Annotated in this window: 28 protein-coding genes; 6 read left to right on the plus strand and 22 right to left on the minus strand. The window is 67.5% G+C overall.

Going from position 1 to position 26,278, the window contains the following annotated elements; all coding sequences use genetic code 11:
- From GONAM_RS07010 to rpsJ, 15 genes are all read right to left on the minus strand, one after another.
- Positions 1-1,158 carry a DUF8320 family protein gene (locus tag GONAM_RS07010; RefSeq protein WP_006866070.1) on the minus strand — a complete coding sequence of 386 codons (1,158 nt, stop codon included), beginning with the start codon at positions 1,156-1,158 and terminating at the stop codon, positions 1-3.
- Positions 1,155-2,405 carry a sensor histidine kinase gene (locus tag GONAM_RS07015; RefSeq protein ID WP_006866071.1) on the minus strand — a complete coding sequence of 417 codons (1,251 nt, stop codon included), beginning with the start codon at positions 2,403-2,405 and terminating at the stop codon, positions 1,155-1,157. The genes GONAM_RS07010 and GONAM_RS07015 overlap by 4 nt, the downstream gene beginning before the upstream one ends.
- Positions 2,402-3,499, minus strand: a complete 1,098-nt coding sequence (locus GONAM_RS07020; RefSeq protein WP_006866072.1) for a DUF8320 family protein — start codon at positions 3,497-3,499, stop codon at positions 2,402-2,404. The genes GONAM_RS07015 and GONAM_RS07020 overlap by 4 nt, the downstream gene beginning before the upstream one ends.
- On the minus strand, positions 3,496-4,767 hold the full coding sequence (locus GONAM_RS07025) for a sensor histidine kinase (protein WP_006866073.1): 1,272 nt from the start codon (positions 4,765-4,767) through the stop codon (positions 3,496-3,498). Before GONAM_RS07025 ends, GONAM_RS07020 begins: the two co-directional genes overlap by 4 nt.
- Before the next feature lie 147 nt (positions 4,768-4,914).
- The gene (gene rpsQ / locus GONAM_RS07030; protein ID WP_005194649.1) at positions 4,915-5,205 is read right to left on the minus strand and encodes a 30S ribosomal protein S17; all 291 of its coding nucleotides are present in this window, start codon (positions 5,203-5,205) and stop codon (positions 4,915-4,917) included.
- A complete protein-coding gene (gene rpmC, locus GONAM_RS07035; RefSeq protein ID WP_005194647.1) occupies positions 5,202-5,435 on the minus strand; it encodes a 50S ribosomal protein L29 in 234 nt (77 codons plus the stop codon). The genes rpsQ and rpmC overlap by 4 nt, the downstream gene beginning before the upstream one ends.
- Positions 5,435-5,851, minus strand: coding sequence for a 50S ribosomal protein L16 (gene rplP, locus GONAM_RS07040; RefSeq protein ID WP_004020548.1), 417 nt, complete (start codon positions 5,849-5,851; stop codon positions 5,435-5,437). The genes rpmC and rplP overlap by 1 nt, the downstream gene beginning before the upstream one ends.
- Before the next feature lie 3 nt (positions 5,852-5,854).
- Positions 5,855-6,661: a 30S ribosomal protein S3 gene (gene rpsC, locus GONAM_RS07045; protein WP_004020549.1), complete on the minus strand. Its 807-nt coding sequence runs from the start codon at positions 6,659-6,661 to the stop codon at positions 5,855-5,857.
- A 2-nt stretch (positions 6,662-6,663) separates the two neighbouring features.
- Positions 6,664-7,074 (minus strand): 50S ribosomal protein L22, encoded by a 411-nt coding sequence (rplV, locus tag GONAM_RS07050; RefSeq protein WP_005194644.1) that lies wholly within the window; start codon positions 7,072-7,074, stop codon positions 6,664-6,666.
- Positions 7,074-7,355, minus strand: a complete 282-nt coding sequence (rpsS, locus tag GONAM_RS07055) for a 30S ribosomal protein S19 (RefSeq protein ID WP_006866074.1) — start codon at positions 7,353-7,355, stop codon at positions 7,074-7,076. Before rpsS ends, rplV begins: the two co-directional genes overlap by 1 nt.
- 17 nt (positions 7,356-7,372) lie before the next feature.
- Positions 7,373-8,209: a 50S ribosomal protein L2 gene (rplB, locus tag GONAM_RS07060; RefSeq protein WP_005194639.1), complete on the minus strand. Its 837-nt coding sequence runs from the start codon at positions 8,207-8,209 to the stop codon at positions 7,373-7,375.
- Positions 8,210-8,240: 31 nt separating this feature from the next.
- Positions 8,241-8,546: a 50S ribosomal protein L23 gene (rplW, locus tag GONAM_RS07065; RefSeq protein ID WP_005194638.1), complete on the minus strand. Its 306-nt coding sequence runs from the start codon at positions 8,544-8,546 to the stop codon at positions 8,241-8,243.
- Between the two features lies 1 nt (position 8,547).
- Positions 8,548-9,237 (minus strand): 50S ribosomal protein L4, encoded by a 690-nt coding sequence (gene rplD, locus GONAM_RS07070; RefSeq protein ID WP_006866075.1) that lies wholly within the window; start codon positions 9,235-9,237, stop codon positions 8,548-8,550.
- Positions 9,237-9,893, minus strand: a complete 657-nt coding sequence (rplC, locus tag GONAM_RS07075; protein WP_005194633.1) for a 50S ribosomal protein L3 — start codon at positions 9,891-9,893, stop codon at positions 9,237-9,239. The genes rplD and rplC overlap by 1 nt, the downstream gene beginning before the upstream one ends.
- Before the next feature lie 19 nt (positions 9,894-9,912).
- On the minus strand, positions 9,913-10,218 hold the full coding sequence (rpsJ, locus tag GONAM_RS07080; protein ID WP_003938093.1) for a 30S ribosomal protein S10: 306 nt from the start codon (positions 10,216-10,218) through the stop codon (positions 9,913-9,915).
- 405 nt (positions 10,219-10,623) lie between these two features.
- Here rpsJ and GONAM_RS07085 point away from each other — a divergent pair, with 405 nt between their 5' ends.
- Entirely contained in the window at positions 10,624-11,100 is a 477-nt protein-coding gene (locus GONAM_RS07085; RefSeq protein ID WP_006866076.1) for a hotdog fold domain-containing protein, read from the plus strand.
- On the opposite strand, the gene GONAM_RS07090 is transcribed toward GONAM_RS07085, so the two are convergent.
- A complete protein-coding gene (locus tag GONAM_RS07090; RefSeq protein ID WP_051992510.1) occupies positions 11,101-12,300 on the minus strand; it encodes a hypothetical protein in 1,200 nt (399 codons plus the stop codon).
- A 315-nt stretch (positions 12,301-12,615) separates the two neighbouring features.
- Here GONAM_RS07090 and GONAM_RS07095 point away from each other — a divergent pair, with 315 nt between their 5' ends.
- From GONAM_RS07095 to GONAM_RS07110, 4 genes are all read left to right on the plus strand, one after another.
- Positions 12,616-14,415 (plus strand): N-acetylglutaminylglutamine amidotransferase, encoded by a 1,800-nt coding sequence (locus GONAM_RS07095; protein WP_006866078.1) that lies wholly within the window; start codon positions 12,616-12,618, stop codon positions 14,413-14,415.
- The gene (locus GONAM_RS07100; RefSeq protein WP_006866079.1) at positions 14,412-16,325 is read left to right on the plus strand and encodes an alpha/beta hydrolase family protein; all 1,914 of its coding nucleotides are present in this window, start codon (positions 14,412-14,414) and stop codon (positions 16,323-16,325) included. The genes GONAM_RS07095 and GONAM_RS07100 overlap by 4 nt, the downstream gene beginning before the upstream one ends.
- Positions 16,326-16,333: 8 nt before the next feature.
- Positions 16,334-17,026: a GntR family transcriptional regulator gene (locus GONAM_RS07105; protein WP_006866080.1), complete on the plus strand. Its 693-nt coding sequence runs from the start codon at positions 16,334-16,336 to the stop codon at positions 17,024-17,026.
- A 161-nt stretch (positions 17,027-17,187) separates the two neighbouring features.
- Positions 17,188-18,810 carry an NCS1 family nucleobase:cation symporter-1 gene (locus GONAM_RS07110; RefSeq protein ID WP_006866081.1) on the plus strand — a complete coding sequence of 541 codons (1,623 nt, stop codon included), beginning with the start codon at positions 17,188-17,190 and terminating at the stop codon, positions 18,808-18,810.
- Between the two features lie 93 nt (positions 18,811-18,903).
- Here GONAM_RS07110 and GONAM_RS07115 read toward each other — a convergent pair whose 3' ends face one another.
- The 6 genes from GONAM_RS07115 to mftE form a co-directional block, all read right to left on the minus strand.
- Complete coding sequence (locus GONAM_RS07115) at positions 18,904-19,767, minus strand: LLM class flavin-dependent oxidoreductase (protein ID WP_006866082.1); 864 nt, start codon at positions 19,765-19,767, stop codon at positions 18,904-18,906.
- 169 nt (positions 19,768-19,936) lie between these two features.
- The gene (locus GONAM_RS07120) at positions 19,937-20,521 is read right to left on the minus strand and encodes a hypothetical protein (protein ID WP_006866083.1); all 585 of its coding nucleotides are present in this window, start codon (positions 20,519-20,521) and stop codon (positions 19,937-19,939) included.
- An 88-nt stretch (positions 20,522-20,609) separates the two neighbouring features.
- Complete coding sequence (locus tag GONAM_RS07125; RefSeq protein ID WP_006866084.1) at positions 20,610-21,041, minus strand: PPOX class F420-dependent oxidoreductase; 432 nt, start codon at positions 21,039-21,041, stop codon at positions 20,610-20,612.
- Between the two features lie 178 nt (positions 21,042-21,219).
- On the minus strand, positions 21,220-22,551 hold the full coding sequence (mftG, locus tag GONAM_RS07130) for a mycofactocin system GMC family oxidoreductase MftG (protein WP_006866085.1): 1,332 nt from the start codon (positions 22,549-22,551) through the stop codon (positions 21,220-21,222).
- 48 nt (positions 22,552-22,599) lie between these two features.
- Entirely contained in the window at positions 22,600-24,219 is a 1,620-nt protein-coding gene (gene mftF / locus GONAM_RS07135) for a mycofactocin biosynthesis glycosyltransferase MftF (protein ID WP_006866086.1), read from the minus strand.
- Positions 24,216-24,926: a mycofactocin biosynthesis peptidyl-dipeptidase MftE gene (mftE, locus tag GONAM_RS07140; protein ID WP_040535686.1), complete on the minus strand. Its 711-nt coding sequence runs from the start codon at positions 24,924-24,926 to the stop codon at positions 24,216-24,218. Before mftE ends, mftF begins: the two co-directional genes overlap by 4 nt.
- A 178-nt stretch (positions 24,927-25,104) precedes the next feature.
- Between mftE and GONAM_RS07145 the strand changes: the two genes are divergently transcribed.
- On the plus strand, positions 25,105-26,214 hold the full coding sequence (locus GONAM_RS07145; RefSeq protein ID WP_006866088.1) for a CaiB/BaiF CoA transferase family protein: 1,110 nt from the start codon (positions 25,105-25,107) through the stop codon (positions 26,212-26,214).
- Positions 26,215-26,278 lie beyond the last annotated feature (64 nt).

A 26,278-nucleotide genomic window follows, 5' to 3' on the forward strand; every position in this document is an offset into this window, starting at 1 on the left:
TCAAGCCGGGGCGACCGGACCTGGGGCGGTCCCCGAGGTGTCCACATCTCCCACCGGGGTGGCGTCCACGCTGACGCCGGAGTCCCGGTGGATCTCCACCCGGCGCATGCGGAGGCCGACGTCGACCACGATCGAGGCGAGCACGTCCCGTCCCGCCGGCAGGATGCGGGCGGTGACACTGCCGTGAGCGGCGGAGGTCGACTCGACCGCGGTCAACTCTTCGACGAGCATCCGCCGTGCGAGGCTCCCGGGCGAGGATTCGTCGCCGAGGTCGTCTGACGCGTAGTCGTCGAGGGCGCCGTCGTCGAGCAACCGGACGGAGACGCCGCGTCGACGCACGGCCCACACCGACTCAGCCACCTCCGGCGCGTCCCAGCCGGGCGCGCGGATGGTGTCGCGGAGCTGCGCCTCCGTCAGGCGTACGTCGCGCGCCTCCTCGGGGCCGAACTCGTGTCCGCCGACGATCTGCTCCAGGATCGGACGTGCGCCCGCGTCGAGACGCTCGAGCTGCCTTCTCCGTTCGTCGGCCGACGCCGCCGTCGCGGCCTCCTCCGCCGCCTGCGCGAACGCCTGCTCCCGAAGGCTGCGGAGGCGGTCGGGCATCGGGATCGCCATGAGCCCGAACAGTGTTGCCAGCACCAGGACGGGATAGCAGAAGAGGGTGTTGCCGGCCCCGACCGCGTAGCCGATGCCGATCATCTGCCCGGTGACCGCAGCCAGCCCAGTGGCGCAGAACGCCCCCACCCACGCGAACAGAGGGCGCCGGTACAGCACCACCATGGCCAGGATGATCGTCAACGCCGAGCTCGCGGGCGTGGTCTGAAGGGTCAGGTACGTGTCGAGCGAGAGAGTCCAGAACGACATCGCGAGTCCGGCGACGGTCAGGACGGTCACCACCGCTGCGGTGCCCCACGGCAGCGTCGTCCGGCCGTAGCGCATGAGCAAAGACGTGGCCACCACGAACAGGACGAAACCCGCCGTCAGCGCGACCCAGGTGCCGACCGATCGGATCTGCCAACCGGCGCCGATGGTCACGGCCACGTAGATCAACGCGAAGACGAGGAGAGCTCTGACGAGCAGCGGCGAGCCGAGTCCGAAAAGATTCTCGGTCGTCGCGTCGAGGTCGATCGCTTCCTCGGGCATCGGATGCGAGTTCATGGCCGCCTCCATTCGACGGTGACGGCCGTGCCCTGGCCCGGCGCGCTCTTGATCTCGGCGCTGCCGCCCGGCAGACCGGCCATTCGCGCACGGATGCCGACCGCGATACCGAAGCGCCTCGGATCGACGACGGCGGGATCGAAGCCCACTCCGTCATCGACCACGGTCACCTTCACGAAGCCGCGCCCGAACTCGGCGGTGACCTCGCAGCGCGCGTCCGGGCCCGCATGCCGCACACAGTTCCGGGTGGCCTCGGCCACGCAGTCGACCACATCCTCCACGACCTGCGCCGGATAACCCACCCCGGGTGACGTGACGACGTGCGTGTACGAGGCGAACCCGCCCATCGAAGCGACGGTCTCCTCCATCCGCGAGTCGAAGGTCCGAGCCGTGACTTCTGACGGCGGTACGGTGCTGCGGTCGAGTTCGTCGATCGCCGATGCCGCCTGCTCCGCGAGCCGCGGGTCGGGTGGCCCCTCCCGAACGGCCAGGAGGGTGGCGATCACGTGGTCGTGGATCAAGGCGGCGAACCGGGAACGCTCCGCCTCCTGTGCCGCGCCGGCAGCGGCCCTCGCGGTCATCGAAAGGACTGCGGGGTGCCGCGCGTCGAGGGCACGCACGTTGCGCACCGCAGCCAAGGCCACGGCCAGGAACACCCCTGCAAGCGCCGCGGACAGCGGGACACTCAGCAACTCGACGGGACGGAACTCCCCGTAGCGGGCGATCTGGTTGGCGGCGTGCACGGCGAAGGTGGCGACGACCAGGTTAGTCACGGCCAGGCCGGTGCGCAGCATGACGACCAGTCCGAAGCTCGGCACCGACGGGAACTGCAACAGCCACACCGCCCAGCGGGCCTCCTCATCCGGTTCACCGAGCCAGGCCGGGAACCACAGGAGCGTCGCAGCGAGATAACCCAATGCGCAGGCACAGACCAGTCCCAGCAGAGCTCGCGGAACGGTCAGGAAGGTCGAGGCCACCAAGAGAACGGCGGGCACGACCACCAGCAGAAAGCTCACCGGCGTCCACCAGGATGCCGCGAGGTCGGCTCGCATCACGGCGACCGGAATCATGACGGTGGCAAAGGCGAGGAGTCCGCTCCCGACGAACCTGCACCCGATCCGCTTCTGCCGGTCGAGGTCGGAAGAGTCCTCGCGGATACCGCGCCCCAGGCCTCGGCGAACGCGATCGACGACACGCGCCGCACGCACCGCACCCACGGTGCTGTGGGACCGTGTCGTCGTGCTCATCTGGACAACCGCCGGTCCGCCGAAGCCTCTTGAAGAGCTGCCCCCGCGGTCGTGAACTCGACCAGTTCCACCTGATCGTCGGTGTCGACCCCCACCGACGCCAGAGTGTTCCGACCCGGCGGGTGGATGCGAACGGTCACGCGACCGCTCTCGGCGTCGGCAAGGAGTTCGGCAACCGCGGCACCAAGCCGGTCACGAGTCCGCGCGGCCTCCTCTTCGGCGAGGACGGACAGACCGCCGTCGTCGAGCAGCACCACCTTCACGCCCCGCTGCCGAGCACGCCACGCCGCGTCCCGGACCTCCGGCATGTCGAGATCCGATGCTCGGATGCCGTCGCGGAGCTGGGCTTCGATGAGGCGGGCGACGGCGACCTCCTCGGCACTGAACTCCTGTCGCTCGGCGATGCGGGTGAGAATCGGCCGGGCACGTTCGTCGAGCGCTGCCAGGCGCCGGCTCCGAACCTCGGCCGCCGCGGCCGCCGCAGCATCACGCGCCGCCTGCCGTTCGTTGGCCTCACGCAGCCCGTACAGTTGCCGGGCCATCGGCCGCAGCATGAGCGAGAACAACGAGCCCATGATCATGATCGCGTAGCCGGGCAGGGTCACCGCCAGACCCCACATCGCATCCCCGATCGCGACATGCCCCCACTCGGTCGCCACCAGCGAGATCACGATGCTCGCGCTCCACGCTGCCAGTGGTCGGCCGCGCACCGCGACGAAGGCGAGGACGATGACCGACGCACCAATGGACGGGCCGGTCTGCATGACATGCGTCAACGGGAACGGCAGCGAGAACAGGGAGGCTGTCACCCCGGCGACTGCCAGCACTGCGATCAGCACCGTGGTCGGCACCGGCAACGGGTCGCCGGGCGCGTCGAGGATCAGGAATGCGCCGGCTGCGAAGAACAGGAAACCGGCGATGATCCCGACCCACTGCCACACCCCGGTCACATCCGCGTTGGCGTACACGGTGACGGCGAGATAACCGCAACCGAAGGCTCCCATCGTCACCCACAACGGACGCGAGCCGATGCCGAAGGCGTTGACGACCGCTCCCCGCTCCGCGTCCCGGTGGCGTGCCCGGTCCCCGATCACGACCGCTCCCACCCGATCTGGACGGTGGTCCCACGGCCCGGCCGACTGTGCACCTGCGCGTGGCCACCGGGCAGTCGGGACATCCGGCCGCGGATGCTGACCGCGATCCCGACCCGACCGGGGCCCACCGAGTCCGGATCGAAGCCGGTGCCGTTGTCGACGACCGCCATGCTCAGCACCTCCGGCGCGAGCTGCACGATCACCGCGCACTCGGCATCGGGCCCGGCGTGCCGGACGACGTTGCGCAGCGCCTCGGACATCGCCTCGACAACCGCCTGCACGACTTCCACGGGATAGTCGACGTGGTCCCACCGAGCGACCCTCGTACCGTCGGAGTCGGCCGCAGCGCCGAGGACCTGGACCTCGAATCGCTCGGAGACGTCGGCGGCGGCCGACCTGATCCGGCGGAGCGTCTCCGCTCGTGACACCAATTCGGCGTCGCCTTCGGTCGGCACGCGGACCAGTTCCTCGAGAGCGGAGCGGGCCTGTGCGGCGAGGCGGTGATCCGGTGTGCCCGGTTGCACCGCGAGCAGGGACGCGATCACCCGGCCGTGGACGATGGCGTCGAACCGTGCCTTCTCGACCTCGCGGGCCGCCTCCGCCGCGACATTCGCCGCGTTCCGGTAGGTCTCCTCACGGGTCTCGTCCAGATGCCGTCCGGTGCGGGCGGCCACGAGGACAACCGCGAGGAAGACCGCGGTGAACACGACCGACCACACGATCTCGAACACCAGATCCGAGGTGATCGCCCCGAACCGCCCGAGTTGCTGCGAGACATGCGAGACAACGGACGACACGACGAGACTGATCGCACCGAGCCTGGCATTGACGAGCATCAACACCATGCTCGGCATTCCGCAGAACGCGATCATCCACTGCGCCACGTCCTCCGGGTCGGCAAGCGTGGTCCCGGTCCACGCCGGGAACCACAGCGCGATGGCCAACAGATAGCCACCCCAGGTGGCCAGGGCCAGGGGGCCGAGCCAGGACACGCCCCGGCGGAAGCTGAAGAGAATCAGGAGGATTCCGGGCCCGACGGACAGCAGGATGCTCAGCGGAACCCACCAGGAGGCGGTCACCGTGGCGGCGGAGGCGATCGCCGCGAACGAGACGATCGGGTAGCCGATGAAGCCGAGGCCGAGGAAGCGCGCGCCTATCCGGCGGACATGGTCGAGATCCGGCTCGGCCGAGTCGGATTCGAAGATCCGACGCACCCAAGCCGGATGTTCCGTCGGTTTGTCGGAGAGAGATGCATCGGTCGCGGCCATCAGGTCAACCCTCACATCCACCGGTGACGCGGTCAATCCATCGGGGGAACCAACGGGAACGGCGTACGCACCCCCGGCACGACAAACGGCCCGTCCCCCTCGAGAGGGGAACGGGCCGTTCGGGTGTCGATCTCGCTGGGAGTCGGCTTACTTGGCCTTCTCCAGCACCTCGACCAGACGCCAGTGCTTGGTCGCCGACAGCGGGCGGGTCTCCATGATCCGCACGCGGTCACCGACGCCGGCATCGCCGTTCTCGTCGTGTGCCTTGACCTTGCTCGTGGTCCGGATGATCTTCTTGTAGAGCGGGTGGCTCTTACGATCTTCCAGCTCGACCACGATGGTCTTCTGCATCTTGTCGCTGACCACGTAGCCGATCCGCTCCTTGCGGCGGTTACGCTCGGCAGCCTGGTTTTCGGTCACTTTCTGGTCCTCACTCATGCGTCTTCACCTTCCGGTCCCGACGCCAGGCCCAGCTCACGCTCACGCATGACGGTGTAGATACGTGCGATCTCGCGACGCACGGTGCGCAGACGGCGGTTGTTGTCGAGCTGGCCGGTGGCCATCTGGAAGCGAAGGTTGAAGAGCTCTTCCTTCGACTCCTTCAGGCGGTCGACCAGATCGGCGTCGTTGAGCTCGCGCAGCTCGTTCGCAGCAACTCCGAGAGACATCAGAACTGCTCCTCTCGTGTCACGATCCGGGTCTTGATGGGGAGCTTGTGCTGGGCGCGGCGCAGGGCCTCGCGAGCGATCTCCTCATTCGGGTAGGTCATCTCGAACAGCACGCGACCCGGCTTGACCGGGGCGACCCACCACTCGGGCGAACCCTTACCCGAACCCATGCGGGTTTCGGCCGGCTTCTTGGTGAGCGGGCGGTCCGGGAAGATGTTGATCCAGACCTTGCCGCCACGCTTGATGTGCCGGTTGATCGCGATACGAGCGGACTCGATCTGACGGTTCGTGATGTACGCGCCTTCCAGAGCCTGGATGCCGTAATCGCCGAACGTCACCTTGGTGCCGCCCTTGGCCTGCCCCTTGAGGCTGGGGTGATGCTGCTTGCGGTGCTTGACCCGACGTGGGATCAACATGGCCTAGCCCTCCTGCTTCTCAGCCGCACCAGCAGTGGCCTCGGCGGGAGCGGCCTCGGCCGCGCGAGCGGCGTCGGTGCTCGTCGCAGTGGTGCCCGAGGCACCGCTACGCCGGGGCCGGCTGGGCCGGCGCGGACGGCGATCCTCGGCTGCCGGAGCGGCCGCAGCCAGCTCGCGACGTCCACCGACGATGTCGCCCTTGTAGATCCACACCTTCACACCGATACGGCCGAAGGTGGTCTTGGCTTCGTAGAGTCCGTAGTCGATGTCGGCGCGCAGCGTGTGCAGCGGCACGCGTCCCTCGCGGTAGAACTCACTGCGGCTCATCTCAGCGCCGCCCAGACGACCCGAGCACTGGACCCGGATGCCCTTCACGTTCGGCTGACGCATCGCCGACTGGATCGCCTTGCGCATCGCGCGGCGGAACGCCACACGGTTGCTCAGCTGCTCGGCGACGCCCTGGGCCACCAGCTGGGCCTCGGACTCTGCGTTCTTGACCTCGAGGATGTTCAGCTGGACCTGCTTACCGGTCAGCTTCTCCAGGTCGCCGCGGATGCGATCGGCCTCGGCGCCACGGCGACCGATGACGATGCCCGGACGCGCGGTGTGGATGTCGACGCGAACCCGGTCACGGGTGCGCTCGATCTCCACCTTCGCGATGCCTGCGCGCTCGAGCCCCGTGGAGAGGAGCTTGCGGATCGCGACATCTTCCTTGACGTAGTCCGCGTACTGCTTGTCGGCGTACCACCGCGACTTCCAGTCGGTGGTGATGCCCAGACGGAAGCCGTGCGGGTTGATTTTCTGGCCCACTACTAGGCTCCCTTCTTCTTCGGCTGACGCGAGCGGCCACGGCCGCCGGCTGCCTTCTCCGGCAGGCTCTCCACGACCACGGTGATGTGGCTGGTGCGCTTGCGGATACGGAATGCGCGGCCCTGGGCACGCGGCTGGAAGCGCTTGAGGGTCGGGCCCTCGTCGGCGAACGCGGTGGCGACGACCAGGGTCCGGCGATCCAGATCCAGGTTGTTCTCTGCGTTGGCGACAGCGCTGGCCAGCACCTTGTACACGGGCTCGGACGCCGACTGCGGGGCGAACCGCAGAATGTCCAGTGCCTCGTCCACGTTCTTGCCGCGGATGAGGTCCAGCACGCGGCGGGCCTTCATCGGCGTGACGCGCACGAACTTCGCGGTGGCCTTGGCGGTCGGATTATCGGTCTGCGTAGTCATCAGCGGCGCTTCGCTTTCCGGTCATCCTTGATGTGACCCTTGAAGGTGCGGGTGGGGGCGAACTCGCCCAGCTTGTGACCGACCATCGAGTCCGAGATGAACACCGGCACGTGCTTGCGTCCGTCATGGACGGCAAAGGTGTGACCGATGAAGTCGGGAATGATGGTCGAACGGCGGGACCAGGTCTTGATGACCTGCTTGGTTCCCTTTTCGTTCTGATCGTCCACCTTCTTCAGGAGGTGGTCGTCGACGAACGGGCCCTTCTTGAGGCTGCGTGGCATTCTCTTACCTCCTCCTGTTATCGCTTGTTCTTGCCGGTGCGACGGCGACGGACGATCAGCTTGTCGCTGGCCTTGTTCTTGCGGGTGCGGCCCTCGGGCTTACCCCACGGCGAGACCGGGTGGCGACCACCGGAGGTCTTGCCCTCACCACCACCATGCGGGTGGTCAACCGGGTTCATGACGACACCGCGGACGGTCGGGCGCTTGCCCTTCCAGCGCATACGGCCGGCCTTGCCCCAGTTGATGTTGCTCTGCTCGGCGTTGCCCACCTCGCCGACGGTTGCGCGGCAGCGCACGTCGACACGACGGATCTCGCCGGAAGGCATACGCAGCGTGGCGTAGGCGCCTTCCTTGCCGAGCAGCTGGATCGACGCGCCGGCGCTACGTGCCATCTTGGCGCCACCGCCCGGGCGCAGCTCCACGGCGTGGACCTGGGTACCGGTCGGGATGTTGCGCAGCGGCAGGTTGTTGCCGGGCTTGATGTCGGCGGCCGGACCGCTCTCGACGATGTCGCCCTGCTTCAGGTTCTTCGGCGCGATGATGTAGCGCTTCTCGCCGTCGACGTAGTGCAGCAGCGCGATGCGCGCGGTGCGGTTGGGGTCGTACTCGATGTGAGCGACCTTGGCGTTGATGCCGTCTTTGTCGTTACGACGGAAGTCGATCAGACGGTAGGCACGCTTGTGGCCGCCACCCTTGTGACGAGTGGTGATGCGGCCGTGAGCGTTACGGCCACCGCGCCCGTGGAGCGGACGCACCAGCGACTTCTCCGGATGGTCACGGGTGACCTCGGCGAAGTCGGAGCCGCTGGCTCCACGACGACCCGGGGTCGTCGGCTTGTACTTACGAATAGCCATGAGTATCTAGTCCTTCTCGCCGAAGTCCCGGTCAGCTGACCGAGCCTCCGAAGATCTCGATGGGCTTGCTGTCTGCGGTCAGCGACACGATGGCGCGCTTGGTGGACTTGCGCTGGCCGTAGCCGGAGCGGGTCCGCTTGCGCTTGCCCTGTCGGTTCGCGGTGTTGACGCTGGCAACCTTCACACCGAAGATCTTCTCGATCGCGATCTTGATCTCGGTCTTGTTGGACTCCGGGTGCACCAGGAAGGTGTACACGTTGTCCTCCATGAGTCCATAGGACTTCTCGGAGATCACGGGCGCCAGGATGATGTCGCGCGGATCGGCAACGGTCGTCATGTCAGGCCTCCTCTGCTGTCTTCTCGACGGCAGCCTTGGCATCCGCCGTGTTCTGCTCGATGAAGGCATTGAGCGTCTCGACGCTGAACACAACCTCGTCCGAATCCAGGACGTCGTAGGTGTTGAGCTGATCGGGAGCGATCGGGAGCACGTTGTTCAGGTTCGCCACGCTCTTCCACGCCGTCAGGTCCTCGCGGCCGAGAACGACCAGGAACTTGCGACGATCGGAGAGGCTCTCCAGGAACTCGCGAGCCGCCTTGGTCGAGGGGGCCTGCCCCGCAACCAGTTCGGTGATCACGTGGATGCGCTCGTTGCGAGCGCGATCGCTCAGCGCACCGCGCAGGGCGGCGGCCTTCATCTTCTTGGGGGTGCGCTGGCTGTAGTCACGCGGCTGCGGGCCGTGGACGGTGCCACCGCCGGTGAACTGCGGTGCACGGGTCGAACCCTGACGCGCACGGCCGGTGCCCTTCTGGCGGTAAGGCTTGGCGCCACCGCCGCGGACCTCGCCGCGGGTCTTGGTCGAGTGCGTGCCCTGGCGAGCCGCGGCCTGCTGGGCCACGACGACCTGGTGCATCAGCGCGATGTTGGCGGGAGCGTCGAACAGCGCGGCCGGCAGGTCAACGGTTCCGTTGGTCTTGCCGTCGGCGGTCTTGACGTCCAGCGTCAACTTGGTCGTGGTCTCGGTGCTCACTACTTCGCACCACCCTTCACTGCGTCGCGGACCACCACGATGCCGCCCTTGCGACCCGGGATCGCTCCCTTGATCAGCAGCAGGCCGGCCTCGGCGTCCACCTTGTGGACGGTGAGGTTCTGCGTGGTCACCTTGTCGTTACCCATACGACCGGCCATCCGCATGCCCTTGAACACGCGACCCGGGGTGGCGCAGCCACCGATCGAGCCGGGTGCGCGGTGCACGCGGTGAGCGCCGTGGCTGGCGCCCAGACCGGCGAAGCCGTGGCGCTTCATGACGCCGGCGAAACCCTTGCCCTTCGAGGTGCCCGTGACGTCGACCAGCGCGCCGTCGGCGAAGATCTCGGCGGTCAGTTCCTGACCGATCTCGAACTCGCTGACGTCGTTGACGCGGATCTCGGCCAGGTGACGGCGCGGGGTGACCCCGGCCTTCTCGTACTGGCCGGCGACCGGCTTGGTCACCTTGCGGGGATCGATGGCACCGTAGGCGAGCTGGACAGCGGTGTAGCCGTCACGGTCCTGCGTACGGAGCTGGGTGATGACGTTCGGGCCGGCCTGGATGACCGTGACCGGAACGACGCGGTTGTTCTCGTCGAAAACCTGGGTCATGCCGAGCTTGGTGCCCAGGATGCCCTTGGATGAACTCTGGTTGCTCATGATTTATCTCGTCCCCGTCCTACTGGATGTTGACGTCGACACTGGCCGGCAGGTCGATGCGCATGAGCGCGTCGACCGTCTTCGGGGTCGGGTCGAGGATGTCGATGAGTCGCTTGTGGGTACGCATCTCGAAATGTTCGCGGCTGTCCTTGTACTTGTGCGGCGAACGGATGACGCAGTACACGTTCTTCTCGGTGGGCAACGGCACCGGGCCAACGACACGTGCACCCGTACGGGTCACGGTCTCCACGATCTTGCGCGCCGAAGCGTCGATCGCCTCGTGGTCGTAGGCCTTGAGCCTGATGCGGATCTTCTGTCCCGCCACGCTGTGTCCTCTTCCGTCAGTTGTTCTCGACAGACAAACACCGCGTGACCAGGGCAGGCTCTCGCCGGCTGAGCACATGACCGCCGTGTGAGATTCGGCAATCGACGCTGTTCATCTGTCGTTGTACGTTGGCTCGTCTCTGGAACGAGCCGGTTTGCTCCGGCACCCGCGGTCGGGCGTGTCGAGTCCGTGAACCTGATTCGGAGCACGCGTTACACGCCCATTCCCCGTTAACCGGGCCTGGGAGTCATTCACCTGACCACTTCGGCGGTGTCTGCACAGTGTGCGACGTGCGTCTGCCGGTCAAGGCAACCCGACAAGTATGCAACAGAGACGGGTGCCGATTCAAATCCGACCTCGTCACACCCCCGGTCCACCAAACTGACTCATGAGTAAGATACCCGCATGGCTGCTATCGGTTCCACCTACGCCCTGCGCAAGAAGCTTCCCGACAACGCTCTCGGGAACGTCCTGTTCTCGCTGGGCCTGGTCGTCAAGGCCCCGTACTTCGGGACCGTGTTCCCGCTCGTCCAGAAGATGGAGCCCGGTTTCGCCAAGGTCACCGCTCCCAACTGGTTCGGGGTCCACAACCACATCGGCACGTTTCACGCGATCGCCGCCTGCAACCTGGCCGAGGCCGCGATGGGTGTGCTCATGGAGGCCACCACCCCCACCTCGCACCGCTGGATCCCCAAGGCGATGGAGACGCGGTATCTGGCGAAGGCCACCACCCGGCTCATCGCAGAGGCCCACCTGGCCGAGCCGGTCGACCTCGCGTCCATCACCACCGGCACGGACGTCATCGTCTCGGTGAGCATCACCGACACCAAGGGCACCGAGGTCGTTCACTGTGACATCACCACGTGGGTGACCCCGAAGTAGCTACCGGTAGCAGGCCTGCCAGCCGGCAGTGCGCACCGTCTCGGCGGAGCAGTAGGTCGCGCGCGGATAGTAGGGCCCCATCGACGACGCCGGGTCGGTCTTGTTCGCCTGCGACGCCTGCACGCTGGTCGGGTAGAACTCCGACGACGGCAGCATGTTGCGCAGGAACACGACCTTCGGCACGGTCGTGCTGCCCCACGGGATGACGGTCAGGTCCGAGCCGGCGACCTGCGCTGCGGTCAGGTCACCGGGCGCCGCGACCACATAGGTGTAGTAGCCGTCGGCGTCGATCCGGGTCGCGTGGTCCGCCGCACAGGCGACCACCGGGTAGGGCGTCACCTTGTCGTTCTGACACATCGACCAGTACCGGAGTTGCTCGCCGGGAGCGGCCGGCGGCTGCCCGGCCCGACTGTCGGGGAAGCTCGGCGCCTTGCCGCGGATCACCGCGACGCGTCCGGGCCGGTAGTTGAGCAGCGAGCCGATGTACTTGTTGTCGCCGTTCGGGAACAGGCCCGACGTGCTCGCCGGGTTCACGAAGGTCGCCTCCTTCGCGTTCCCGGGGAGGGAGGCCGACGCGGCGTTGCCGATCGCGTCGTCGAAGACCCCCGTGAGCGCCTGCGCGATCGGCCCGTCGTGGTCGCGCGGATTGAACGGCTGCGCGCACGGCGCGACGGGGATCTTCTGGCCCCCTATCGAGAAGGTCACGTTCGGCAGGGGGACGCCACCGTTCGGGGAGTTCGGGTCGTCGGGGACGTAGATCCGCACGATGAGGAAGCCGACAGGCGCGTTCTGACCACCGGCCGGGATACCGCGGATCTCGTTGCGCGAGTGGTCGGCGGCGCCGGGCACGACCGTCGCGTGCCACGTGCGCTTCGACGCAGGCGGCATCGCGACCGGCGCGGCGAAGGGGTTGATGCTGCCTGCATCGGGCCGGATCTGGTTGTCGCGCAGGGTGTCGACCGTGTCGAGGTCGGTGCCGTAGGTGTTGAGCGAGAAGTACCGGGCAGCCGGGAAGGTCCCCGACAGGCGGATCGAGTCCCCCGGGCCGAGGGCGTACGGCAGCACCCAGTAGGTCGCGTTGGCGTCGGGGAAAGCGACGTTGAGATCGGTGCTGTTCGACATCAGCTGCCATACGCATCCGGGCCCCGGCGCATAGCCCTGCGGGGCCGCCGACGCGGGGGCCGACCCCACGGCCGTCATCGCGAGCACCGCCCCGACGACCACACCGACGACCCCTCCGATACGGCACCTGACCTGTGTGAACAAAGTTGCTCCCTCCGTCGCCAGATCGTAGCCACAGCTCACCCGGCGTGCCGGGCCAATCCCGCGACATCACCTCGGCCTGCCTCCCGGCGGCGATGCTCATAGGGTGAGAGATGGCCCCGCCGTCGACGCCCTCCCGGCCGGAGCGGCGCAAGACCCCGGGTCCGCCCCTCCGAGTGCGGCAGTATCGAAGAGGGACGGTATCGACGGGGAACCGCCCGACAGGCGCCACCGAGCAGGAGGACAGAGATCATGTGCGGAATCTGCGGCGAGATCCGTTTCGACGGCAGCGTGCCCGAGGTGTCGACCGTCGACGCGATGACCTGCGAGATGACGCGCCGGGGGCCCGACGGGAGCGGCGTCTTCGCGAAAGGGTCTGTCGCTCTCGGACATCGGCGCCTGAAGATCATCGACCTGTCCGAGAAGGGCAGCCAGCCGATGATCGACCCGGCCCTGGGCCTGGCACTCGTCTTCAACGGCTGCATCTACAACCACCACGAACTGCGGGCCGAGCTAGAGGGGAAGGGTTACTCCTTCTTCTCCCACGCCGACAGCGAGGTGATCCTCAAGGCCTTCCACGCCTGGGGCCCCGACTGCGTGGACCATTTCATCGGCATGTTCGCGTTCGCGATCGTCGACACCGACACCGGCGTGGTGACCCTCGGCCGTGACCGTCTCGGCATCAAGCCCCTCTACCTGGCCGACACCCCGGGCCGGCTGCGCTTCGCGTCGTCGGTGCAGGCGCTGCTCCGTGCAGGTGACGTCGACACGTCGATCGATCGTGTTGCGCTGCATCACTATTTCAGCTTCCACGCGGTGGTCCCGGCGCCGCACACCATCTACAACGGGATCCGCAAGCTGCCGCCCGCCACGGTCATGGTCATCCACCCCGACGGCCGACGCACCGAGCGGAAGTACTGGGAACCGGCCTTCGAAGCACATCCCGACCGTGCGGACTGGGGCGAGGAGCGTTGGCATGCCGAGCTCCTGGACTCGTTGCGCACCTCGGTGAAGCGTCGCATGGTCGCCGACGTGCCGGTCGGCGTGCTCCTGTCCGGCGGCGTCGACTCGTCACTCGTGGTGGCTCTGCTCGCCGAGCAGGGACAGACCGACCTGGCCACCTTCAGCATCGGATTCGATTCGGCCGCAGGGGAATCGGGCGACGAGTACGCCTACTCCGATCTGATCGCCGACACCTTCGCGACGGATCACCACAAGATCCACATCGGCACCGACCGGTTGCTGCCCGCGATCCCCGACACCGTCGCGGCGATGGGCGAGCCGATGGTCAGCCACGACTGCGTGGCCTTCTATCTCCTGTCCCAGGAGGTCAGCAAGTCCATCAAGGTGGTCCAGTCCGGGCAGGGCGCCGATGAGATCCTCGGCGGCTACAGCTGGTACCCGCCGCTACGCGGGGTGCCGCGGCAGGACACGACCCGCGCCTACGCGAACGTCTTCTTCGACCGCGACGACGCCGACATCCGCAGCATCCTCGCCGACGAGTACCTCCTCGAGGCCGGTTACGACCCCAGTTTCGCATTCGCCCAGGCACATCAGTCGGCGCCGGGGGCCGACACCTCGGTCGACGCGGCACTGCGGCTCGACACCACCGTCATGCTCGTCGACGACCCGGTCAAACGCGTCGACACGATGACGATGGCGTGGGGACTCGAGGCCCGGGTGCCCTTCCTCGACCATGAGTTCGTCGAACTCGCCGCGACCTGCCCAGCCGAACTCAAACTCGCGCACGGGGGCAAGGGCGTTCTCAAGGAGGCGAGCCGGTCGCTCCTGCCGTCGGCGGTGATCGACCGGACCAAGGGCTACTTCCCGGTGCCCGGCATCCGCCACCTCACCGGCGGGGTCCTCGACCTCGTCAACGACACCCTCCGGTCGCAGGCCGCCGTCGACCGCGGGCTCTACCGACCCGAGGCGCTCGACAAGTTGTTCGGCGACCCCAACGGCATCCGAACCCGGCTAGACGGCAACGAACTCTGGCAGGTCGCCCTCCTCGAGATGTGGCTCCAGACGACGGAAGCGAACGCCCGACGGTGACTGCTCTACGTTTCGACGACCGCGGTTGGAAGACCTACGGCGCCTCCCTCTCACCCGACGGGAGCGCCTTCGCCTACATCGTCGACGACGGCAACGGATATCCCCGTGCGGCACAACGATCCCTGTCACGTGATGGGGTCGGCGACCTGCGCTGGGTCAAACTGCGGTCCACCGGTCCGGTCCGAAAGATCGTGCATTCCACCGACAGCCGGTGGCTGGCCGTCGAGATCGCACCCAGTGGCGGTGAACACCACCAAGTCTGGGTCGTGACCACCGATCCCGACGACGACACCGCGCACCGGATCGCGGCCACCCGCCCGGACGGCCGGTCCTACGGGACCGTCCGTCTCGTCGGCTGGGACACCGACTGGGTACTGCTCACCGCGATCGACCACGACGGCACCACGCACGCATTGCGCGTCCACCCCGGCACCCAGACCGCCCGGACCCTCGACCTGCGCGTCGGCAGCGAACTGATCGATTCCTGGAAGGGCGCGACCCTCGTCCGCGTCGGCCCGCGCGGCTATCACGACATGCTGCTGATCCGGCGCCGTCCCGACTCGCCCGACGACGAGGTCACGATGACGCCGCTGCTCCCCCAGGACCCCGGCGCCGTCACCGACCAGGGCTATGTGCTCGACCAGGGTTTCGATCACCCGTCGCTGGTCTTCGTCCCCGCGCCGAACGAACCCATCCGCGACCTCGACAGCGTCCAGGCGTTGGTGCGCAGCGACTTCGACGCGAAATTCCCCCGACTCCTCGGTGTCGAGGTGAGCAAGTTCGGCGTCCGGTTCCGGGTGATGGCACAACGCGTCGACATCGGACTCGACGAGTTCGCCGTCAGCCACGACCAGTCGACCGTCGCCCTGTTGTGGAACGTCAAGGGCCGCAGCGAGCTGCAGATCCTGACGCTCCCCGACCAGACATTGCATCCGCCGATCGAGCTCCCCGGTGAGGTCGCTCATGATCTGTCGATCAGTGCGGCGGGATCGGTGGTGTCGGTGACCGTGTCGAGCCCCCAGCACTCCCCGCTCGTCCACCTGATCGATGTCCCGAACCGGAAGGTGACGCCGGTGCGCGACGACGTCGTCACCGGTGAGGGTCCGTCGAGTCTCCTCCGCCCCGAGCTCGTGGAGTTCTTCGCGCGGGACGGCATGCCGCTGTCGGGTTTCCTGTATCGGGCCGCGAAGAAGAACCGCGACGAGCGGCCCGGGCCGACGCTGCTCTACTTCCACGGCGGCCCCGAGGGACAGACCCGCCCGGACTACCAGTTCCTCTTCGGCCCGCTCGTCGACGCCGGGATCACCGTCTTCGCCCCCAACGTCCGTGGCTCGTCGGGTTACGGCCGCCTTTTCTCCCACGCCGACGATCGATACGGCCGGTATGCGGGCATCGACGACGCCGCGGACTGCGCGGAACTGCTGTGCCGCCTGGGGATCGCCGATCCGGACTCGGTGTACTGTTCGGGCCGCTCCTACGGCGGGTACCTGACGCTGGCCTGCCTGACCTTCCACCCCGACCTGTTCGCGGCCGGCATCGCGATCTGCGGCATGAGCGACCTCGAGTCGTTCTTCCGTAACACCGAACCATGGATCGCCGTCGCCGCATATACCAAATACGGTCACCCCGAGTCCGATCGCGAGCTGCTCGCCGACCTCTCCCCCATCCACCGCATCGACGACGTGCGCGCCCCGCTCCTCGTGGTGCACGGCGCGCACGACACCAACGTGCCGGTCAGCGAATCGCAACAGATCGTCGCCGAACTGCAGGCCCGCGGCGCGGTCGCCGAGATGCTGATGTTCGACGACGAGGGCCACGAGATCGTCAAGCGCAGCAACCAACATCGGCTGACCGAGGCCGTTGCCGAGTGGATCACGAGGTACCCGACGCGTCCCGGGGTGATGCGGTGAACCGGCGGATGACCGACCGGTTGCTCGCGCAGCTGGCGGACACCCGCACCGGCAACGAGCGTGCCAATGTGCTCGAGGAACTCCGCCGACTGATCCTGTCCGGTGGCGCGCCCCCGGGTACCCAGATCCCGCCCGCCGAGATCGCCGACGCCTTCGGGGTCAGTCCGATACCGGTGCGCGAAGCGCTCAAGACCCTGGTCGGCGAGGGCCTTGTGGTGCACCGGCCCAACGCCGGGTACCGCGTCAACCAACCCTCCGCCGACGAGCTCCGTGAGATCTACTTCGTGCGTGGCACCCTGGAACAGGCCGCGCTGGCGCGGTCGGTCGAGCTCATCGACGAGTCCGCCCTGCAGATCGCCCGGGACCGCCACGCCGAACTCCTCGTCGCGGTGAAGTACAACGACGGCAAGGCATTTCACGATGTGTCCCGCGAGTTTCACCGCGCCCTCACCACCCCGTGCGCGATGCCGCGACTTCTCAACATGTTCGAGGCGACCTGGAACCTCACCGAGCCCTTCCAGATGATGCGTTCGGTGACCGCCGAGACGCAGGCAGCACTCAACGCCGATCACGAGGACCTGCTCGAGGCCTTCGCCGACCGCGACACCCCGTCGGTCCTCGAGGTCGCCCGCCGACACCACCAGCGACTCGAGATCGCGATCGTCGAGACCGCCGACCTTCTCGACGTCCGCCACGACTGACGGGTCCCCCCACGACCGGCACCCTCGGGCGCCGGCCGGTGCACCCGGCGGAATATATTTGCGCGTTCATCACCAGGTAACAAACCGTTCCTAGTTTTGTCCCATCAGCATTCCCGCACCTGAGAGCGGTTTTCGCGCTGAGAGACAAACCAGGAGAACACATGTCCACACCGACCCCTGCCGAGGCGGCGCAGTCGCATCACGGCGCCGCGGGCGAGAGCGTCATCAAGGCCGGCTACGACAACCGGCTCACCAACACCGATCTCGCTCCACTGAAAGAACAGAAGTGGACCTGGTACAACATCTTCGCGTTCTGGATGTCCGACGTGCACAGCGTCGGCGGTTATGTCTTCGCCGGTAGCCTGTTCGCGCTGGGTATCGCCGCATGGCAGGTTCTCGTCGCCCTCGTGGTCGGCATCGTCGCCGTGAACATTCTCAGCAACCTCGTTGCCAAACCCTCGCAGATCGCCGGCGTCCCGTACCCGGTGACGACACGAGTGTCCTTCGGGGTGAAGGGTGCCAACATCCCGGCGATCATCCGCGGCGCCATCGCAGTCGTCTGGTACGGCATCCAGACCTACCTGGCCTCGGTCGCGTTCGGCCTCCTGGCCCTGAAGTTCTGGCCCGGACTGGAACCGTGGGGTGATGTCGACCAGCACGGGTTCATGGGACTGTCGGCGCTCGGCTGGGCCGGCTTCCTCCTGATGTGGGTCCTGCAGGCGTTCGTGTTCTGGAACGGCATGGACACCATCCGCAAGTTCATCGACTTCTGCGGTCCCGCTGTCTATGTCGTCATGATCGCGCTCGCGGGTTACCTGATCGCCAAGGCCGGCTGGGGCAACGTGAGCCTCGACCTGTCGGTCGGCGACGGTCTCACCGGATGGTCATCGGTCACGATGATGATCAGCGCGTTCGCACTGGTGGTCTCCTACTTCTCCGGCCCGATGCTCAACTTCGGCGACTTCTCCCGCTACGGAAAGACATTCCGCGAGGTGAAGAAGGGCAACTTCTGGGGTCTGCCGGTCAACTTCCTGTTCTTCTCGCTGCTCGTCGTGTGCACCGTCTCGGCGGCGGTCACGGTGATCGGCACGGACGCGGACGGCAACATCATCACCGACCCGGTCCACATCGTCGACAAGATCGACAACACCACCGCCGCGGTGCTCGGCGTGCTGACCTTCGCCATTGCCACCATCGGCATCAACATCGTCGCCAACTTCGTGTCCCCCGCCTTCGACTTCTCGAATGTGGCCCCCACCAAGATCAGTTGGCGCACCGGCGGCATGATCGCAGCGATCGGTTCGGTGCTGATCACCCCGTGGAATCTCTTCAACAATCCGACCGCGATCCACTACACGATGGACACGCTCGGCGCCGTGATCGGTCCGCTGTTCGGCATCCTGATCGCCGATTTCTACCTGGTCAAGAAGCAGAAGATCGTCGTCGACGACCTGTTCACCATGAAGCCCGAGGGCACCTACTGGTACCGCAACGGCTGGAATCCGGTCGCGGTGGGCTCGACTGTCTTCGCCTCCATCCTGCCGATCTGTGTCGTCATCTTCGGCACCGCCTACCAGGCCAGCTTCACCTGGTTCATCGGCGCCGGTCTCGGCATGGCGGTCTACTGGCTGGGCATGAAGTTCGTTCCCACACAACTGATCTACGGTTCCGCACCCACCGCGCACACGACCACCGACATCGCGGTCGACGCGGCGGGGGAACCCGATCCGACGCCTGAACCGGTGATCGCCGGGGCCGCCGCCGAGGAGGCACCGAGCAGCTGATGCGTCCGAGCGTCGTCGATCCGACGCCCTCTCGGAGCTGACAGCAGTGTTTCGATCGGGCCGCGCGATCTCTTCGCGCGGCCCGATTCGTGTCTACGGGGTCCGACCGAGCCCGCGTGCCGCGATCGCCACGAGAACGTCCATCGATGCCCTGTAGGGTTCGGTGTCGCGCGGCCAGGGGACGATGACGTCGGTGAAGCCGAGTTCGTCTGCGCGCCCGACCATGTCGTCGAAGAGGTCGACGCTCTCGAGTGGGTTACGCGGTGCAGCCTCGAGACTGAGGTATCGGTCGATCCGACGACCCGGTTGCCGACCCAATTCCTCGTCGAGGACCGCGACGGCCCGCGCAACGGATGCGAACCACTCGTCGAGGCTTTCCGTCCCCTGGCCGGTGGTCACCCAGGCGTCGCCGTGACGCGCGGCGAACCGCACCGAGCGTGGACCGTTGCCGGCGAGCAGGAACGGCACCCGATCTCGTACCGGCCCACGCCCCAGACGCATGTCCCGCGCGCGGAAGTACGGACCGTCCGCGTCGATGTGATCCTCGCTCAGCGTCCGGCCGAGCAGACCGACGAATTCCTGGAATCGGTCGACGCGCTGACCGACGGTCAGTTCCGGCTGCCCGAGCACGGCGTCGTCCGGTGTGCCGCCGACACCCAAACCCAGCAGGAAGCGGCCGTCGGAGATGTCCGCGAGGGTCTCGACCTCACGCGAAAACGCCGCCGGGTGACGGAAATTGGGCGAGACCACGAAGGCACCGAGCCCGATGGTCTTCGTGACGACAGCGGCCGCCGACAGCAGCGGCACGCAAGCCGACCAGAGCGAGTCCGGCAGGCCGCCCCAGACGAGGTGGTCGTAGGTCCAGGCGTGGTCGAACCCCATCTCCTCGGCCAGGATCCACCGGGGTCGGGACTGCTCCCAGGTCAGGTCGGGGAGGATGCAGATGCCGTGGCGCACGGCTCACACTGTACTTCGGTTCAGCGGGCGACCGGCGAGACCGCGCCGGGGATCTCGAGGACCGATCCTGCGTGCGTGGTCACGTAGACACTGGTGGCCGAGAACCCGGCACCGTTTGCGCCGACGAAGATCCCGGCCGGCGTCGTCAGGTTCTCCCGTGCGACGCGGGTCAGCGGTGCCGGGTTCCCGGCAACACGATCGCCGACGCCAGGAAAAAGCAGAGCGCGCCCACGAATGTCCCGGCGTTGGCGGCGATGGCATCGGCTGTCACACCGTCCTTGTTGACGAAGGCACCGACGGCCGACACCCCGAACGCGACACACCCCACCCAATTCATCAGGACCGACCACCAGCCCCGGTCCGCGAAGTCGAGACCGTGACCCGTCGACCGGGAGTACGCGGCGAAGGCGACCGCGCCGCTGATCAGGAACGCAACCGAGCCACCGGCGTCGGGAGACCACACGAGGTGGCGCTCACCGGCAACCGTGTGGGCAAACAGGGCGCTCGTCGTCGAGATGTTGAACAGCAGGGTCCCGACGGTTTGGGTTGCGGCGCTGAGCCATTCGGCACGGATTGCCGATCCCGGCATCGATCCCGCCAGCTCGACGGGCGATGCGCTGCGCACCAACTGGATCAGGCCGGCCCCCGTGAAGAACCACGCGCCGACGAAGTAACACAGATTGACGACATCGGCGCCGGCGAGATCACCGAATCCGGGTGCCGAGCCGAGAGCGAACAGGGCCGACCCGACCATGAATCCCCAGCACTGCTTCGGCAGCGTGGGCGCGAGCGGTGCGGTGGGCCAGGCACGCCGCCGCAACGGTGTTCGGGGTGCCGACCGCTCAGGCGGTGACATCGAGACTCACGACGACCTTGCTCGGTTCGATCCAGACGCCCAGTTCACCCGGTACCCCGTTGCGCGCGCCGAACTCCTCAGCCCGGTCGGCACCCATGTATCGCGCGCCGCACATCGTGGCGATCCGGCGCACCTCGTCGAGGTCCTCGGTCACCACCGCGCGGCCCTGCACCTGGACGAACCCGTACGGCGGTTCCGGCAGGTCGATCGACATCGTCACACGCTGATCACGCTGTAGCGCACGTCCTTTCGCGGTTGCCTCACCGGTGTTGAACGCCAGTCGGTCGCCGTCAACGACGAACCAGACCGGGACCACCAGGGGCCTGCCATCGGCGGCGGTGTATCCGAGGTGGCCGGTCTTGGTACCGGAGGCCAGGAATTCCCGGACCGCGGGATCCGACAGCGACGTTCCAGACATGTGTTCAGCCTAGGTGTTCCCGACCCGGACGTTCTCGGTTCCAGTAGCCGGCGACGACTTCGGGTAGTAGATGTTTCCGCGTGGCCGATTCCTTCCCGCTTATCGGACAGCACCCGCGGGAAGGAAACAGACACCGCGGGAAGGAAACGGTCCCGCGGGTAGACGAACAGTTCCTCGCTCACCCCGTGTCCGACAATCGGTTGCCGATGTGGACGGCCACCATCATGATCGTGGCGTGCGGCCCGCTGCGGCCTCCTGTCGGCAGGATCGACCCGTCGACGATCCGCAAGCCCTCGGTTCCATGGACCGCACCGAGTGCGTCGGTGCGCACACCCATCGGCATGGTGCCCCAAGCGTGCTGCGAGAACCCCGGCACCGCGGCCACCGAGACGCTGTCCGGCACGACGATGCCGGCGAACTCGGACGAGTGCAGCATCTCCACCACCTCGTCGGCGCCCGCCCGCATCGCGGCGGCGGCCTCCGCCGACGGCTCTCCGAACTCGAGACGGACACGTTCGTCGCCGGCGACCAACCGCACCGGCGACCGGTGCATCGCGGTCACCTCGACCATCGACCCGCTGCGCGGGAGACCGTCGATGTAGGTTGCGAAATCATCGCGATAGCAACGGATCTCGAGACCGTCATCGGTGTGCAACACCGTCGGCAGCACCATGCCGGGCTCGGCCGGTTCCTTTCGGCGGTAGGAAACGGCCAGTCCGCGGTGTTCACCGGCGGCGAGGAATGCGGCCCCGCCGAGCGACTCGAGGTCCGAGGCGAGCAGGAGCTGCGCGGTGCCCAGTGTGCCGCCGGCGAGGACCACCTCGCCGGCTCTGACGGTGAATCGTTCGGTATGTACCCCGGTGACACGGCGCCGGCCGGCGACCTCGAGCCGTCGGACCTCACAGTCTGGGACGACGCGGAGATTGGGCCGGTCGAGGGCCTGATCGAGGTAGGCCTCGGCGGCGGTCCGGCGCAACATCCCGGACCGGTTGCCGAGCACCCGGTTCACGCCGACCACCGGCCAGCGGTCACGAAGCGACCGAACCGCCGTCCGCGCCGACCAGTACCGTTCGAAAGCCCTTCCGGCGTCGCCGAGTTCGTCGTCGGACACCGGTGAGACACTCATCGTGCCCCCACCCCCACCCCCGTCGAGCTCGGAGTAGGCGGCGTCGATCGCGTCGAGGCCCCAGCTGTCCGGCCAGTCCGCGAAGTCCTCCGGATGCCAGCGCAGGAAGTATCCGCCGTTGACCGCGGAGGAGCCCCCGATCGCACACCCCCGCGCGGCGGTGAGGCCGTCGAGATCGGTGGTGTGCCGGACCGCGTAGGGCGCGTGATCGCCGATGGGGAGACGTCGGAGGTCTCGCTCCTCCGGGCCCGGCCAGCGCCCGGGTCCGCGCTCGAGCAGCACGACGTGCCGCCCGGGTGCCCGCGACAGCTTCTCCGCGAGGACACAACCGGCGCTCCCCGCACCGACTATGACGACGTCGGCACTCATCACATCTGCGCTCATGACACCACGCTCATGACATGAGGGATCGGGTGCGCATTGCGGGCAACGTCATCGGGAGATGACCGGGCGCAATGCCTCCGCGTCTCGGTGGGTGATGACGCCCTGCCACAGACCTGCGCCATAGGCGAGGTCGTCGAGGCGGCGCATCATCAGGTAGCGGAACGGCCCCAGGGTCGGCGGGGTCGTCGGGTCGGCGAGGAGGTCCCGGAACCAGGACACCACCCCCTCGACGATCGCCACCTGGATCGCGAGGGTTCGGAACCGTCTCGACACGAGGGCCAGCAGCAGGGCCACCGGCCAGTAGTGCCGGCAGATCGCATCAGCCGCCTGCAGCAGCCCGAATCCCGCGGCCCGGCCGGTGAGTTGTGCCGAGACGAGCGGCGCCGACGGCAGGTCGCCCAGCCGCTTACGAAGCCGGGTCGCGAGATGGGTCAGGATGAGCATCGCCAGCGCGGCGCCGAAGCGGGTGCGGGTCAGTAGGGCGGCGACGGCCGCGGCCATCGGCACCGACATCACCAGCGGGGCGGCACGGTTTCCGTGGCGTGCGGCGAGGTGGGCTGCTCCGGTCCCGTAGAAGCATCGCCGGGACAGCACCGACCGCATGTCGGTGCGATGGTCGTGTGCCACCCGCGCGACCGGGTCGTACCGTATACGCCACCCTGCAGCGTGCATGCGCCAGCATGCGTCCACGTCCTCGGCGACCCGGAGCGACTCGTCGAATCCGCAGAATGCACTGCGCCGCACGACAATTGCCGCACTGGGAACGTAGGGGACCCGGGTGGACGGCAGGACCGCGGACTCCTCGGGACCCATGTCCAGCGACGACCAGCCGTTCTCGTAGCGCTCGGCCAATGAGGACGACCGGTCGGCGGACCGGAGTCCGACGATCCGCGGGGCCACGATCCCCACCGTGGGGTCGGAGAAGTGGGTGAGCAGAACCGTCAGCCAGTCCGGGTCGGGCACGACGTCGGAATCGAGGAAGGCCACGAAATCCGTGGTGGCAGCGGCTGCTCCCGCGTTCCGGGCCGCAGCGGGGCCACGGTTCTCGTCGAATCGGATGACACTCACGCCCGGTCGGTCTGCGACGATCGGGACGCCGGATCCGTCGTCGACGACCACGACGGTCAGACCGTCGAGTGCATCGAGGAGGCGGTCGACGCCGGCCTGATTGTCCATGACCGGGATCACCACGGTGACGTCGGCGGGCTTCGGACCGAACATCGGACGCGGGTTGGCGACCCCGGCGTCCAGGAGAGCGCGCGCGAGACGACGGGTCACGTTGTCGCACACCTCGATTCGACCGTCGTCCGAGGTCATCCCCAGCGCGGTGTCGGACATGCGCATCAGCCGCGTCGGCGAGCCACCGACGAGGTATCGCAGGTCACCGCCGCGCGCGGACCGCAGGTCGATCTGGACCTGGAAGCCATCCGGGAGGTCGGTGCGGTTCTCCGGGGACGCTGCGTCCGCGGTGTCGGCATCGTCACCCGGGTCGTCATCCGAAACAGTCCGAGCACCAACGGTTTCGCCGTCGGTGATGGCCTCGTTGCCGAGCGTGTCCTCGTCGGCCGGGTTCCTGTCGGTCACGTCCCTGCCCTCGGTCGCGTCGTCGCCACTGATGCCCTGGGCCGAACCACTGCCACGCGGGGCCGAATCGTCGAGCGCGGTCATCCGAGTCGCCCCAGGTCGTCGACCTCCCAGGAGACGAGCGCCGCACCGAGGCGATCGGTCACCTCGGCAACCAGGCGCCGGCCCTCGTCTGCGGAGGCCTCGGTGGGATCACCCAGGACGCCGTTGGGGCTGACCGCCCCGACCCCACCCTCACGCATGGCACCGAGGAGTGCGCCGACCGGCTCACGATTACCCGCGACCGCCCGTGACGTGTCGACCGATGACGGCGAGACATGAAGCAGCACCGAGGTTTCCGTGAAACCGGCATGTGCGTCCGCGCCCGGGAAGGCGCACGGGAACCAGGCGGCATCCCGCCCCTCGTACCGAAGGCGGGTCACCGCGTCGATCAGGGTCCGCGTGTTGCCGCCGTGCCCGTTCACGAACACGATGCGCCGCGCCCACCGGCAGGCACTGCGGCCGTACTCGATGAGCATCCCGCGCAGTGCGTCGTGACCGATGGAGATCGTCCCGGCAAAACCCTCGTGTTCGCCACTCGCGCCGTAATTGAGGTCGGGCGCACGGAGGATGTCGGAATCCCCGAGGCGCTCGCAGACGACGTCGGCGACCGCCGTGGCGATTCGCGTATCGGTGTCCAGAGGCAGGTGCGGACCGTGCTGCTCGACAGAACCGAGAGGTACCACGAGAGTGATCACCTTTCCATCGAGGTCCGGCCAGCTGCACTGCCCCAGCGTCGACGGTCCTGTCATCTGACCAATGCTAGCCATCGTGCTCCCAAGCTTCTGCCCCTCGGCCCAAAAACAACGAGAAAAACGGGCCGAAAACGTCGTGCCGACCACATTGACGAGCGTTCGATCGGTTATGGAATGCTATTGCGTGACACGTGACGCCTGACACAGTGGCGGTACAACGACCGGAGGACGACACATGAGCAGTACGACACCCCACAACAGCGGTAAACCCGGCCCACTCAGCTCCATCCGGGTCATCGAGTTCGCAGGTATCGGCCCGGGACCCCACGCGGCCATGTTGCTCGCCGACCTCGGCGCCGATGTGGTCCGTGTCCAGCGTCCCGGCACGCTCCCCAAGCCCGGCGTGAACGCCGACGCGCTGCTGCGCGGCCGTCGCGTTGTCGAGGCCAACCTGAAGGACGAGACCGATCGCGCGACGATCCTCGATCTCGTCGCCAAGGCTGACGTCATCATCGAGGGTTTCCGTCCCGGCGTCATGGAACGTCTCGGTTTCGGCCCCGATGACCTCACCGAGGTCAATCCCGGCCTCGTGTACGGCCGTATGACCGGCTGGGGACAGGACGGCCCCCGCGCCAACCTCGCCGGCCACGACATCAACTACATCTCGCTGACCGGCCTGCTCCACGCAATCGGCCGCAAGGACGATCGTCCGGTGCCGCCGCTCAACCTCGCCGGCGACTTCGGCGGCGGATCGATGTTCCTCGTCGTGGGCGTGCTCGCCGCTCTGCTCGAGCGCGGCATCTCCGGCAAGGGACAGGTCGTCGACGCCGCCATGGTTGACGGCGCTTCCGTTCTGGGACAGATGATGTGGGCGTTCCGCGGCACCGGCCTGTGGAGCGACACCCGCGGCACCAACATGCTCGACACCGGCGCCCCCTACTACGAGGTCTACGAGACCTCGGACGGCAAGTACATGGCCGTCGGCGCCATCGAGCCGCAGTTCTACGCCGAGCTGCTCAAGGGCCTGGGCCTGGCCGACGCCGACCTGCCGGCACAGAACGACATCGCGAACTGGGGCAAGCTGAAGGAGATCTTCACCGAGACCTTCAAGTCGCGCACCCGCGACGAGTGGGCCAAGGTCTTCGACGGCACCGACGCCTGCACCTCGCCGGTGCTGACCTTCGCCGAGGCACCCGCCGATCCCCACATGGCCGCGCGGGCCAACCTGGTCGACATCGACGGTGTCACCCAGGCGCAGGTCGCTCCGCGCTTCTCGCGCACCCAGCCGGAGACCCCGGCCGGACCCTCGACCGAGGCCGTCGATCCGAAGACCCTCTGGGCCTGATCCGACAAGCACTCCCCTCTGCTGCCTGAGCCGCGAGGAGCGAAAGCGACGAGCCACGAAGGCC

It is taken from the genome of Gordonia namibiensis NBRC 108229 (genome assembly GCF_000298235.1).
GTDB lineage: Bacteria > Actinomycetota > Actinomycetes > Mycobacteriales > Mycobacteriaceae > Gordonia > Gordonia namibiensis.

Coding starts and splice junctions, on each gene's coding strand:
- GONAM_RS07085 (WP_006866076.1), top strand. CDS start 10,624: ATGGCTGCTATCGGTTCCACCTACGCCCTGCGCAAGAAGCTTCCCGAC.
- GONAM_RS07145 (WP_006866088.1), top strand. CDS start 25,105: ATGAGCAGTACGACACCCCACAACAGCGGTAAACCCGGCCCACTCAGC.
- rplV (WP_005194644.1), bottom strand. CDS start 7,074: ATGACTACGCAGACCGATAATCCGACCGCCAAGGCCACCGCGAAGTTC.
- GONAM_RS07015 (WP_006866071.1), bottom strand. CDS start 2,405: ATGAGCACGACGACACGGTCCCACAGCACCGTGGGTGCGGTGCGTGCG.
- rplC (WP_005194633.1), bottom strand. CDS start 9,893: ATGAGCAACCAGAGTTCATCCAAGGGCATCCTGGGCACCAAGCTCGGC.
- GONAM_RS07110 (WP_006866081.1), top strand. CDS start 17,188: ATGTCCACACCGACCCCTGCCGAGGCGGCGCAGTCGCATCACGGCGCC.
- GONAM_RS07120 (WP_006866083.1), bottom strand. CDS start 20,521: ATGGTCGGGTCGGCCCTGTTCGCTCTCGGCTCGGCACCCGGATTCGGT.
- mftF (WP_006866086.1), bottom strand. CDS start 24,219: ATGACCGCGCTCGACGATTCGGCCCCGCGTGGCAGTGGTTCGGCCCAG.
- rplW (WP_005194638.1), bottom strand. CDS start 8,546: ATGACGACCGTTGCCGATCCGCGCGACATCATCCTGGCGCCCGTGATC.
- rplP (WP_004020548.1), bottom strand. CDS start 5,851: ATGTTGATCCCACGTCGGGTCAAGCACCGCAAGCAGCATCACCCCAGC.
- GONAM_RS07025 (WP_006866073.1), bottom strand. CDS start 4,767: ATGGCCGCGACCGATGCATCTCTCTCCGACAAACCGACGGAACATCCG.
- GONAM_RS07090 (WP_051992510.1), bottom strand. CDS start 12,300: ATGACGGCCGTGGGGTCGGCCCCCGCGTCGGCGGCCCCGCAGGGCTAT.
- GONAM_RS07125 (WP_006866084.1), bottom strand. CDS start 21,041: ATGTCTGGAACGTCGCTGTCGGATCCCGCGGTCCGGGAATTCCTGGCC.
- rplB (WP_005194639.1), bottom strand. CDS start 8,209: ATGGCTATTCGTAAGTACAAGCCGACGACCCCGGGTCGTCGTGGAGCC.
- mftG (WP_006866085.1), bottom strand. CDS start 22,551: ATGAGCGCAGATGTGATGAGTGCCGACGTCGTCATAGTCGGTGCGGGG.
- rpsQ (WP_005194649.1), bottom strand. CDS start 5,205: ATGAGTGAGGACCAGAAAGTGACCGAAAACCAGGCTGCCGAGCGTAAC.
- mftE (WP_040535686.1), bottom strand. CDS start 24,926: ATGACAGGACCGTCGACGCTGGGGCAGTGCAGCTGGCCGGACCTCGAT.
- rpmC (WP_005194647.1), bottom strand. CDS start 5,435: ATGTCTCTCGGAGTTGCTGCGAACGAGCTGCGCGAGCTCAACGACGCC.
- rpsS (WP_006866074.1), bottom strand. CDS start 7,355: ATGCCACGCAGCCTCAAGAAGGGCCCGTTCGTCGACGACCACCTCCTG.
- GONAM_RS07095 (WP_006866078.1), top strand. CDS start 12,616: ATGTGCGGAATCTGCGGCGAGATCCGTTTCGACGGCAGCGTGCCCGAG.
- GONAM_RS07010 (WP_006866070.1), bottom strand. CDS start 1,158: ATGAACTCGCATCCGATGCCCGAGGAAGCGATCGACCTCGACGCGACG.
- GONAM_RS07105 (WP_006866080.1), top strand. CDS start 16,334: ATGACCGACCGGTTGCTCGCGCAGCTGGCGGACACCCGCACCGGCAAC.